Source organism: Burkholderia sp. Ac-20353 (assembly GCF_017104785.1).
Classification (GTDB): domain Bacteria; phylum Pseudomonadota; class Gammaproteobacteria; order Burkholderiales; family Burkholderiaceae; genus Burkholderia.
This window is the reverse complement of sequence record NZ_JAAGPL010000057.1, coordinates 36,423-47,715: the sequence shown is the minus strand read 5'-3', so window position 1 is coordinate 47,715 and position 11,293 is coordinate 36,423. Positions and strand designations below refer to the sequence as shown.

The 11,293-nt window shown below is 55.3% G+C and carries 9 protein-coding genes and 1 pseudogene; 2 read left to right on the top strand and 8 right to left on the bottom strand.

Annotated features, from left to right (window positions below; all coding sequences use genetic code 11):
- The coding region (locus G3N94_RS18365) for a hypothetical protein (protein WP_205794032.1) at positions 1-211 on the top strand (211 nt) is incomplete at its 5' end.
- 239 nt (positions 212-450) lie between these two features.
- On the opposite strand, the gene G3N94_RS18360 is transcribed toward G3N94_RS18365, so the two are convergent.
- From G3N94_RS18360 to G3N94_RS18330, 7 genes are all read right to left on the bottom strand, one after another.
- Entirely contained in the window at positions 451-1,533 is a 1,083-nt protein-coding gene (locus tag G3N94_RS18360) for an IS630 family transposase (protein ID WP_205794031.1), read from the bottom strand.
- Positions 1,534-1,607: 74 nt separating this feature from the next.
- Positions 1,608-2,687, bottom strand: a complete 1,080-nt coding sequence (locus G3N94_RS18355; protein ID WP_205794030.1) for a porin — start codon at positions 2,685-2,687, stop codon at positions 1,608-1,610.
- Positions 2,688-2,839: 152 nt separating this feature from the next.
- A complete protein-coding gene (locus tag G3N94_RS18350) occupies positions 2,840-3,304 on the bottom strand; it encodes a nuclear transport factor 2 family protein (protein ID WP_205794029.1) in 465 nt (154 codons plus the stop codon).
- 165 nt (positions 3,305-3,469) lie between these two features.
- Positions 3,470-4,321 carry a fumarylacetoacetate hydrolase family protein gene (locus G3N94_RS18345; protein ID WP_205794028.1) on the bottom strand — a complete coding sequence of 284 codons (852 nt, stop codon included), beginning with the start codon at positions 4,319-4,321 and terminating at the stop codon, positions 3,470-3,472.
- Between the two features lie 151 nt (positions 4,322-4,472).
- On the bottom strand, positions 4,473-5,213 hold the full coding sequence (locus G3N94_RS18340) for an SDR family NAD(P)-dependent oxidoreductase (RefSeq protein ID WP_205794027.1): 741 nt from the start codon (positions 5,211-5,213) through the stop codon (positions 4,473-4,475).
- Positions 5,214-5,352: 139 nt separating this feature from the next.
- A complete protein-coding gene (locus G3N94_RS18335; RefSeq protein ID WP_205794026.1) occupies positions 5,353-6,300 on the bottom strand; it encodes a catechol 1,2-dioxygenase in 948 nt (315 codons plus the stop codon).
- Between the two features lie 30 nt (positions 6,301-6,330).
- Positions 6,331-7,209: an alpha/beta hydrolase gene (locus G3N94_RS18330; protein WP_205794025.1), complete on the bottom strand. Its 879-nt coding sequence runs from the start codon at positions 7,207-7,209 to the stop codon at positions 6,331-6,333.
- Between the two features lie 286 nt (positions 7,210-7,495).
- Here G3N94_RS18330 and G3N94_RS18325 point away from each other — a divergent pair.
- Positions 7,496-7,867: pseudogene (locus G3N94_RS18325) on the top strand (IS5 family transposase); the annotation flags it as partial.
- A gap of 1,600 nt (positions 7,868-9,467) precedes the next feature.
- Here the strand turns inward: G3N94_RS18325 and G3N94_RS18320 are convergent.
- A complete protein-coding gene (locus tag G3N94_RS18320; RefSeq protein WP_241021927.1) occupies positions 9,468-11,210 on the bottom strand; it encodes an FAD-dependent monooxygenase in 1,743 nt (580 codons plus the stop codon).
- Positions 11,211-11,293: the final 83 nt, after the last annotated feature.

Here is an 11,293-nt window from a genome sequence, read left to right as displayed (position 1 = left end):
TCATCGTGATCCGTTCTGTTGCAGTCATCGAAGCTCCCAGCGCCGGACAACCGGCGGCTGGATAGCTTACGCGGCACAAAAGCGGACATTTGAACTTAGCCAGAAGCGGACATTACAACTTAGCCGCTACATTTTTGACGTTGATAATTGGGGTTATGTAAAATTTATTTGGATGCCGAACTATGTATCAAGCACGGAGTCCCGCGCTTAGCGCTCTGTCCGTTCATCCCCTGACCACCGACCTGCAAGTCCAATCGACCTCACGGAGGTGGCGGTTGTCGATGTTGATTCCGGGCCGAACGGCAGCAATTGAGGTATTGGAAAGGGAAACGTGATCGTTACGGAATCCGTACCCGATGTTTGAACTACGAGTCGGCGTACCGTTAAAAGCAGCGCGCGCGCCCATCCTGCGAACGGAGATTCGCATGCGCTGCATCTCTTGTCACTGACCTAGTGTTCCGTCCCAGAAATAACTTTGCATAGCCTAGCCACTTTCTGAAGGATGGAATCGGCGGTTGCGGTCCACACGAAGGGCCGCTTGTGCTGGTTGTACTGCTCGATATAACGCTCGATGTCAGCAATGAGTTGGCGCACGTTCCTGAACGAGTCTCGACGGATCGCCTGCTGCGTAATCAGGCCAAACCAGCGTTCAACCTGATTCAGCCAGCTCGAGTAGGTCGGCGTGAAGTGCATTTGGTAGCGCGTATGCTTGGCCAACCACGCCCTGACCTTCGGATGCTTGTGTGTCGCGTAGTTGTCGACGATCAGATGCACATCGAGATCAGGCGGTACCGCTTGGTCAATATGCTTGAGAAACGCCAGGAATTCCTGATGCCGGTGGCGCGGCTTACATTGCGCAATGACTTCGCCTGTTGCTGCATTGAGCGGAGCAAACAGGGTCGTGGTGCCATGTCGGACGTAATCATGCGTCACCCCTTCGAGATAGCCCAGCCCCATCGGCAACATCGGCTGCGTGCGCTCCAGCGCCTGACATTGGCTCTTCTCGTCGACACACAGCACGAGGGCATTGGTCGGCGGGCTCAGGTACAGCCCGACGATATCGCGGACCTTCTCGACGAAGTACAGATCGTTAGACAGCTTGAAGCTCTTTGAACGATGGGGCTGCACACCGAACAGCGACAGATACCGGGCCACCGAACTCTTCGAAATCCCTGTCTGCGCGGCAGCAGAACGCACGCTCCAGTGCGTGGCCCCATCCGGTTTTTCATGCAGCACCCGCGCCAGCAGTTCCGCTACCGCTTCGTCGTCATGTGCCCGCGGCCGGCCTGGGCGGGCTTCATCATGTAGACCGGCAAGCCCATGCGCGACGAACCGCTTCTTCCAGTGCGTGATTGCTGGTGATGTCACTTCGCACTGCATCGCAATTTCCTGGTTTGTATGACCATCAGCAGCCATCAAGACAATCTTTGCCCGACGGACCAGAGAATGCGGCAGTGATCGCGAACGGCTCATTGACAGCAATTGTTCTCGCTCCAGTTCCGACACCACAACCTCGATTCCCTTGCGTCCCATGATCGCCTCCGATCTACCATGGCTCGATCATAAAGCAATACAAATTTACGTAAAGTTATTTCTGGGACGGAACACTAGAACATCTTTTTAATACCCAACACTCCACCGAACGTTGTCCCGCGCACTCCATTCAATGCACCAATAATTGACAACCCCGTATTCATTTCCCCGCGGTTATTTACCATGCCAAGCTGAGCATATATCGATGTAGATTTTGATAAAAAGTAGTCCGAACCAATTGCTATCATAATAGAATTATTGGCAGTGCGATTGCGATCACTGACTACCCAAACTCCACCATTCGCAGCGAAAGCAGGCGTGACTAGCCAACTCACACCACCGCTGTATACGTTGTTATTGAAAGAGCCGGCCACCTTGTAATTCACAAACGACATCTTCGCGGTTAGTGAGCCAAACTGATATGCGACGCCAAGCATGCGCCCGGTGAACTCGACGTCCGTCGGTACAGACGTACTCGTAACTCCACCACCGTTTGCACTAAACAGCGCAGCGTTCACCGTGAGCCCTCCCATGTGGTAACGAATGCTCGCGGAATATTGGCGTCCGGCACTGAAATCACCAGCCTTCCCACCAAACGAAAACAATGCACTTACTTTAAATCCATTAAATACCGGCGAGGAATAGGAAATCGAATTTGGCGTAAAAATGCCCGTTCCAAATACAGTCCCAACATAGGGGATTGCACCACTACCAAATAGCGAAAGATCGCGCGCATCAGAGTCGTATACTGCCAAGAAGAATGGCGAAAATTGTAAGCCAAGCTTGATGTCACCTCGCGGCCCAGATAACCCTACCCATGCCTCACAACCAAATAAATTCCCGTTGCAATGAACCAAATCACCATTGTTTGCGGTGAAGGCGCTCTGCAGTCGAAACTTCGCCGAAATCCCTTCCCCCAGATCTTCCGACCCAGTCAAACCGAACTGGGAGTATGAGCTCCCTCCGTCAATCATTGAAAATTGCTCTCCCTCATTTAGGCCAGTTTTCGAGTTTCGCGTCTTGCTTGTATAGAGGAAGGCGACATCAACGGCGCCGAACAGGGTTACGCTGCTTTGTGCATGCACCGGACTACAATAGGCGACCATCGCCACGCAGCAGGCAAGACCCACTGAGGTAATTCGTTTCGCTGACATTCGAATTGTCTCCATTACTCGCCACATTGTTTGCGGCGATATTTTTTATTATGGTGCGCAGAGATACTGCTGAAATCTCGAGCGCGGATAGGCTCTCATTCGGTTTTTGACTATCACGCGAAGAACGATCCGCCCGGATCGATCACGCTAGCTCATGGAAACGATTGACACTCCCGGCTAACGTGCTCACCCGTGAGCCAAGGGTAGCGACTCGTGTCCGCACCGGCATAGTCTGGATCCAGGTAGACGAAGCAACGTTGAATTTTGAAATTGCGAATCTCCAGGACATCACACCACCGTCCGGCCGATTCTGCGGAATATTTCCAATCAGCACCGCTCAACAACACGCCTCGAGACGTGCCTTCCACAACGACGAGATCCCCTTCCTGTATAAAATTCGCATAAGTCAGATCATGTGAAACGGATGCTAGAATTTTTCCGAGATCGGAATAAAGAGCCTGGATTTCGTGCTTCCCGCGAGCCACACCCCATTTTGGGAAAAACACCTCCGCATTATCGTCGAACAGATCAAACACGCTTTCGCCTCGATCGAACCTTCGGAGCAACTCGATCGCAATCGCTTTACGCTGTTCATCTGTCATTGATTCAGTCTTCATGTCTTCCTCCGGTTATTTCATTTATTTAGTGTCACTAAATTATAGGCAATGCTTTTTTCCTATTTCGATATCAATCCAGCCGCTCAAAATTCTCTCTAAGCCAAGCTCCAGAATGGCCGTGGTCGGCGCGGACTTCATCATCCGCGCCTTTCCTCAACTCCCCGCTTACATCTCTGTAATTAAACACTCGTCACGAATCACGTTGGTCAAGACACCTAAACCCTCAATCTCGACCTCACATACATCCCCATCGCGCATGTACAGCTTTGGCTCGCGTGCCCAGCCAATTCCGGCAGGCGTGCCAGTCACAATCACGTCACCCGGCTCCAACGTCACGGCTTCACTGATGATCGAAATAAGCGACGCCACGTCAAAGAGCATGTCGCTTGTATTGGCCGATTGAACGACCGTCCCGTTCAGGCGCGTCTCAAGCTTGAGTCCCGCACCGCCAGCCGGTAGATCGTCGGGGGTAACAAACGTCGGACCGAACGCACCGGTACCATCAAAGTTCTTGCCGATTGTCCACTGGGGAGTTTTGAACTGGTATTCCCGGACTGAGACGTCGTTGAAAACGGAGTAGCCTGCAACGTAGCCCAAAGCCTGATCCTTCCGGATATGCCGACCTCGGCGCCCTATGACGACCGCCATTTCCCCCTCGTAATCAAGGCTGTCCGACACGAGCGGCCGGACGACAGCCGACTTGTGACCGACGAGACTGGTCGAAAATCGGTTGAAGAGAGTTGGATAGTCGGGCTGCTTGTACGGGCTTTCCTTCGTGTGATCAGCGTAATTCAATCCCACGCAGATGATCTTTCCTGGCCGAATGAGGGGCGGCAGCCACTGAATGTCAGTGACGGAATATTCGGTTGATGCGTTCCGCTCAGCGAATGCGGACAGATCGGTATTCGTGGCCAGGAGTTCTTCCAAACTGACGGCACCCAATGACGTAACCGTCTTTCCATCGAGCACGCCCAAAAGGCGCTGATTACCATCTGGAGAGAAATGTACGAGCTTCATGTTACCTCACAAAATAACTGCTCAACCCAGAAACAAGCAGCCAAACATATTTCCGGACTCCGCATAATTCATTGATCCGGCTTCGACGCTTGCTTCAGCTCAGCGGTGAACCGCCACTACTATCAAAAAAAGCAGCCACGTCCAGCGGACTTCAGCAGATCTTCATCATGCCGCCGTCGACAACCAGCAGCTGTCCTGTAACGAATCCTGAATCTTCACTAGTCAGGAACAGCACCGGTCCGGCAATATCGTAGGGCTCTGCGATGCGCTTGATGGACTGCCACTGTATCGCCGCGTCGACACGGTCTTCCGCAAAGCTGTTTGTCCCGGGTGTTTTTGTGAGTGCCGGCGCAACGGCGTTCACGGTGATCCCGAACTTGCCGAGATCGTTCGCGAGACCTCTCGTGAACCCAATCGCCCCCATCTTGCTCGCCATGTAATGGCTCAGCCCCGCAGTAGGCGTTCCAATAGAATTGGACGCAATATTTACAATTCGCCCCCATTTCTGCTTTTTCATGAATGGAACAAATGCCTTTGCCCCAAGATATTGGCTATCCAAATTGATCCGCAAGACACGCGACCACTGCGCGTAATCGAGCTCATCAAATTCCGCCAGCGGATACACCCCAGCGTTATTGACAAGGATATCGGCGCGCCCAAACTTTTCTTCCACCAATTTGGCAGCACGGTCCCAGCTCTTCTCGTCACTGACGTCCGCAACGATCTTCATGCACTCTCCGCCCGCCGCAACAATTTGGTTCTCGGTTTCAAAACTGTCACCGATATCCATCAGGGCTACTTTTGCTCCACGCTCGGCGAGCCTCACCGCAATTTCACGGCCGATGCCTTGTGCAGCGCCCGTAACTACTGCCACGCGTCTGTCATTAAACATTTCTGCACTCCTATGTTTTACTTTAGGTTCACATCTACACGAATACACGACCACATAGATCGGATCACCTCGTGCTCGCGTCAAAATCTCTTCAGGCCGATACTTAGAATTTCGATCGCCGCGTCAATAGCATCTAGCCCTATTTACTTACGCGTCGGAGGAACCTCTCCGGCGGGTGCTCGCCCCACTGAGCAACAAAGCCCTCTTCGACGGAGAACGTTTTGCTGCCGTACTCGACGTTGAGGCGATCGCTATCCGCCCAGTGTTCGTGAATACGTCCCCATGGATCGCTCCAGTAGTCAAACACCTGACTCCCGAGAAGATGCCGCCCAACCCCCCACATGTGTTCGTACTTTCCCAATTCCTTGAGGTGTTGATGGTCGGCCATAACCGCATCGATATCGTTCACCTCGAACGACACGTGGTTAAAACCGCATTCTTCCCCCTTGAAACACATGAACACGTGGTGGTCCACATATTCTGGACCGCGGTCGAGGCGACTAAACGTCGCGATGACATTGGATGGTTCGCCGGCGTAAACGTCATCGGTCGCAAGCAGGCCCAGATTTTCATGGAACCAGCGAGTCGTCTCGCGCCACTTTGCGGACGTGAACACGCAATGACCAATGCGCTTTACCTTCGTCGGACTGGCGGGCAAGCGCTGCAACACACCTGCGCGCCTCAAAGGCTCTTCGCCGGTGTTGTAGATTCGTTGTTCAACGGGAATCGGTTCAAGATGCTCGATGCCGTGTACAAGTTCGATCTGGTAGCCATTGGGCTCCGTGAGAATCACCCTGGAACCACCGCCTGGTTCATCCATCTCATGGACAGTCGAGGCGCCGGCAAGTCGGGCGGCACACTCGAGATCCTCTTCATTAGCGACCTCGAATGCGAAGCCGATGAATTTAGCTTCCCCCTTCTCCGTCACGTGAATATGATGGGCTGAATCTGTACCCCGCATGTACAAGGCACTCGCAGTACGCGCAGAGCAAGACAGACCGAAGTCCTTCAGGAAGGTCTCCGCCAAATCCAGATCTGGCGAGCGTAGCCGCACGTATGCCAGTTCTTTGACAACAACTTTGCTCATCTCTTCCTCCTCGCATTCGCGGCCGCCGGCTCAGTCGGACAATCCCGCAATCCCAAGCGTCGCGCGATGCAACGTTGATCCTTCTTTGCACATTTCCTCGTATGTCGCGAGATGATGGATTCCTGGGAGCTCAACGTAACCCGTCATAATTGCATCCCAATTCTTGGCGAACGCCTGCGACTGCCCGCGGAAAGCCTCGCTCTCGTCGGCTCCTGCGGCAATAAAAAGCGGGGCTCGCGCCGCTGGCGCCATGAGCATCGGGCTCAGACTTTCTGCGGTAGTCTGATCGAGGCTCAAATCCTTGTTCACGAAATGCAGGTCGACCAAAGGCCTCAAGTCGTAGACCCCGCTGACCAAGACCGCGCCGCGAATCAAATCGTGAGGCAAATCAGTGCCGCGCGACGGCCAGTCGGTCGCCAGCATCATTGCGCCGAGATGCGCGCCAGCAGAATGGGCCACGATGGTGACTGATTGCTTCTGCGCGCCCGTCAAAGAAGGGTTACGGTAGACCCACTCGACGGCGCTCCGAACTTGGTCGACGATCCGCGACAATGGCACTTCCGGAGCGTGTCCGTAGTTGACTACGGCTACGGCGGCACCGCGGCTCGTATAGTTCTCCGCAAACCGCGAAAACATGGACTTATCAAGAGAGCGCCAGTAGCCCCCCCGAATGAACACGATCAGCGCGTTTACTATCCCGTTAGGCAAAAAGAAGTCGAGACGTTCGGCGGGCGTTTCGCCGTAGGGCACGTCGAGGTACACCGCCTTCGCCCGGTAAGCGGCCGCATCTTCTTGCCATCGGGAAATAATCTTCTCAAAGTCCGGAATCTGCGCGCGCGTGCTGTATTGCCGCTGCCCTTCTTCCGGACTGAAACCGGCGTAATTCAGGGCGTCACTAACAATTTTCATCTTGCTATCCTGTGATCAATTTTGACTGGGTAATGCCGCTATGTCTTTAGGCGCGGAGAGTCCCGAGCTCAGCGAAATTTAGAGCTCAGTTCAAAAACCCCTGAGGGGGATGTTAGTCAGCAAGCCTCCTATAGGGATGTCCCTGTGCCAGGTTCTTGCAGCGCGGAAAAGAGTGACTCGGTCGCATCGACCGGCGGTGGCAGCTCGTCGAGCACGCCAATCGGCATCCCGGCTGCGTGGTCGATTTGTGCATCCATATTTTCAGACTCCTGATTGTTGAAATGAGATCCTGACCAGCGCCAATGCCCACGACGTCACGCAGTTGCTGCCGCTCGTCGATGCGATCCCGCCGATTCGCGGCGTGCGCGGTCGTCTGCTTCAAACGCCCAAGGTCCTCTACGCCGATCGCGGCTACGATTCCGATTCCCACCGCCAGGAACTGAGACAGCGCGGCATCAAGCCGGTGATCGCGAAGCGCCGCAGTGAACACGGTAGCGGGCTGGGCAAATATCGCTGGGTCGTCGAACGAACTCACTCGTGGCTCCACAACTTTCGTCGTCTTCGTATTCGCTTCGAGCGTCGTGCCGACATACATGAAGCGTTCTTGAAACTCGGCTGCTCTCTCGTCTGCTGGAACATCTTCAGGCGTGCCGAGCAGGATTTAGAGGGTAGCCGCGCCCCCTCTCGGAAACGCGGCCCCCGAAGAACCGTACGTGCGAGTTTCCCCGCATACGGCTCGCGCACGGCGTTAAGCATCACATCGATGCCGGTTGTGTTTGTGCACACACAACCTTCGCTAACGTCACATCGTCGATTCGTCCCACTGCGGGAGAAGGGCGCTGAACCGTAACCCAACCGGTCTCTCTCAAGCTTCCCTTCAGTGAATCCCTGATGTTGGCCAACGAGAGCCGCACCACGCGCACGTCAGCACCCTTTCAGGTCGGGGCAAATCTTGAACCCCTATGCCACCCATTACAGGCAACCCTTCGCTTCTTGCGCGTTCTCACTCCCGCTTCCCAACAGTGTTCCTCGCGGTTCACCTGCCGTCGCTCCAATGACGCGGAGCGAGGGCGGGAAATCGGGGTTCCCGCGTTCCCATCACTGCCGATCCGAGCACTTCCGGGCCTATCCGTTTAGCACCTGTCTATTCCCCGATGGCGCTTTGACGACGTGCACCCAGTTCAAAGAGATGCAACCGGCCATTTACCATTTTGGTCGGAGCCTTTCAGCAGCTTTGGCTCTTTGAGGCTAACGAGGATTCATTCGACAGTTCACATACGTTGTGCATGCGGAACTTGCCTGGCCCCTACACCGCACGGCTGCTGGCAGTGTCGGTTCCTTCCCGGTCGCCCGGGTGAACCGCCGGTAAGGCGGGTACGTTGTCCCCGGAGCTTCGAACCCGACCGTTACCAGTCGCGCACGTCCGGGTAGGCAACTGCTGGTCGTACAGCAGGTCACGGCTTCAATCTCCAATATTTAGGTTGTTGAATGTGACAAGGCAGAGAAGAGCTTTGCCATCCACTACGCTGCCGATTTACGTCCGGCGGACGGCGACACGCGTCGCACTTGAACTGGCCTCTTAGTCAACGCGCATTTCTGGATATTCTCGACGAGGTGGGAACACGCACCATGAGCCATCCTGGTGACGAAAAAACAGCATGGCCGCGAGGCATCCCGCCCTGAGTACCTCGACACGTACGTAGCATTGCCGTTTTGATCGCCGATTCCTGAATTCGGCTACTCGAACTCGCGTTGCAGGATCAGGCGCGAGCCAGTGCTCCACCATCATACGTAGCGACTTGCCTGCAGTAGCCATCATTCTCTCCTTCACAAGGAGCACCATTGCAATCGTGCTCCACACTGAATCCGTCGAACGTGCGCTCCGCCGGTAAACTCGCATCTCGTCAGAAAGGCAGTGCAGCGCATGCCAAAGGCTGGTAGGGAAAACGCCTGACTCACGACATCAGAACCCGCTACACACCGCCCCCATACAACAATGGCTTCGCTGCGGCGCATTGCGACGAGGTCGATCGGAAAGCCGCGTGCCAGACTTCGCCTTAAAATCCTGATGACAGGTTGCCGGCGCTGATCTGACTCCTCGGTGCCATCGCTCACGCGATCGAATACGCTCCTGTCGAAACCATTGTTCCGAGTTGGCACGATTGCCCCCCAGTAAGTCGGTCCCGCCGCAAATCTCACGCGCAATCGGCCAGCAGTTCTCTCCTGACACTCAGACAAGCTCAAATTCACGGCAACGCTTACTTGGCGAGAATCTGCCTGAAGGCGCGCTCGAGATCGCCGTACGCATCGCTTGACAACCGCATTGCTCGATACGCGATATGGAGATCGGGACGCACGAGCAGACAACCGTCTTCCTCGATCTCCCTAAGATCAGCCCATTTTCCATACACATCTTCGACGTCGAGGCCCGGACCTATCGCTACACGGCGAATCACAAGCCCCAGCTCCTTGCCGAGTTGTTCCGCCGCGTCGAGCCAAGGACGGCCACCAATTCCCGAGACCACCGTGAAGCATCCTTGCCCTGCCACATCCAGCGTTGACACGAGTCTCCCTTGCATCTCCACCCGTACGTGCGGCAGATGTGCGCCGGGATGCGTCGTGGGAGAATAGTGAAGTTCAGGATCGCGCTCTGCTGGCGGGCGCGGCGTTCCGTCATCGATGACGGCTCTGGACGAGTAAAACTGCCCCAACTCGACCCCGTGAGCATTGAAGTGATGCTGTTGTACGCGCAGCGCATCACTCAGTTGCTTGCGCCGTTGACGTCCCTCAGGACTGTTGCCGCGCAACTGCTCGACGGAAGCCCAGCCGCTCTCCACGCTTTGACCGTGGCTAAACCCAAATGCTGAAGAAATTGCCTGCAGATTGTCGACGGACTTGTTAGCTCGCTCCACGACTTGCTTGGCAACCGGCTGCCGCTCCACCGTGTAACTTTCCAGCAGCGATTCGCCCGCCTGACCTTTCAGTACCGCCGCAAGCTTCCATGCAAGGTTGAAGCTGTCTTGTATCGAGGTATTAGTACCAAGGCCATTCGCCGGGGGATGACGGTGCGCCGCATCACCGGCGAGGAAAGCGCGCCCCTTTTTCATGGTCTTCGCATGAACGTGGTTGATGGCCCAGGTGGTCACAGCTTTCACGCGAATCGGAATATCCGGGTCACCGATGGTCCGTCGTGCATATTCGATGACGGCTTGCTCACTAAGGTCGGGCGCCCCGTCTGCGGAGTTGAACGCGAACAGCAGCACCCATTCCGTCCACGGCTTGACGCAAATCCAGCAGCCACTACCGATCCAGAAATTGTTCCCCGGTTGCGACACGAGATAGATAACACTGGGTCGATGACTGACATACTTCGACAGATCGACCTCGACCCAACAGTTCACCTGCTCTGCCATCCCGGGACGCCCAATCATCTCAAACTGCAGGTCTTTTGCTACCACACTGTTGGCGCCGTCCGCCCCGATCACATATTGAGAGGTCACCTCGATTATCTCGTTGGTGATGCGATCGCGAAGCGTGGAATACACCGCCGCCTCGTCCTGATAAATCGAAACCAATTCGGTGTCAAAGCGGATGCGCGCGCCGCCCGCCTTAGCCGCGTTGTGGATGACCGGCTCCATGATGTGCTGGGGAAGATTGCAAACGGCGCACGGGCTCGCACTCTCATACTCCATGCGGCGGTCCGGCCCCATTCCCCACGATTCCAGGCGCGCCAACTCGATGCCGGCAAAGCTGGTCATCCACGTCGTGTTTCCCATCAGATGATTCGACGTGGATACCGCCTTCATCTGCCGTTCGATACCTAGATCCCGAAACACTTCCATCGTGCGCTGGTTCGTAATGTGAGCTCGCGGCGAATTCGCGGTTCCCGAATATCGGGACACGGTGAGCGCGTTGATCCCATGTCTTGCGAGCAGCGCGGATGCCGTCAAACCAGCTGGGCCCGCGCCGACGACCAGCACAGGGGTGTCAATCATAGCCATTGCTTCCATCTCCTCTGTCTCAGCTGCGATGCGTCTTAATTTCGAAATTCCAACTTAATTTCGATTTTATTGCAGAAGCACGA

Excerpts from the sequence above, each read along its gene's own strand:
- G3N94_RS18360 (WP_205794031.1), bottom strand. The coding sequence starts at position 1,533 with ATGGGACGCAAGGGAATCGAGGTTGTGGTGTCGGAACTGGAGCGAGAA.
- G3N94_RS18355 (WP_205794030.1), bottom strand. The coding sequence starts at position 2,687 with ATGTCAGCGAAACGAATTACCTCAGTGGGTCTTGCCTGCTGCGTGGCG.
- G3N94_RS18350 (WP_205794029.1), bottom strand. The coding sequence starts at position 3,304 with ATGAAGACTGAATCAATGACAGATGAACAGCGTAAAGCGATTGCGATC.
- G3N94_RS18345 (WP_205794028.1), bottom strand. The coding sequence starts at position 4,321 with ATGAAGCTCGTACATTTCTCTCCAGATGGTAATCAGCGCCTTTTGGGC.
- G3N94_RS18340 (WP_205794027.1), bottom strand. The coding sequence starts at position 5,213 with ATGTTTAATGACAGACGCGTGGCAGTAGTTACGGGCGCTGCACAAGGC.
- G3N94_RS18335 (WP_205794026.1), bottom strand. The coding sequence starts at position 6,300 with ATGAGCAAAGTTGTTGTCAAAGAACTGGCATACGTGCGGCTACGCTCG.
- G3N94_RS18330 (WP_205794025.1), bottom strand. The coding sequence starts at position 7,209 with ATGAAAATTGTTAGTGACGCCCTGAATTACGCCGGTTTCAGTCCGGAA.
- G3N94_RS18320 (WP_241021927.1), bottom strand. The coding sequence starts at position 11,210 with ATGGCTATGATTGACACCCCTGTGCTGGTCGTCGGCGCGGGCCCAGCT.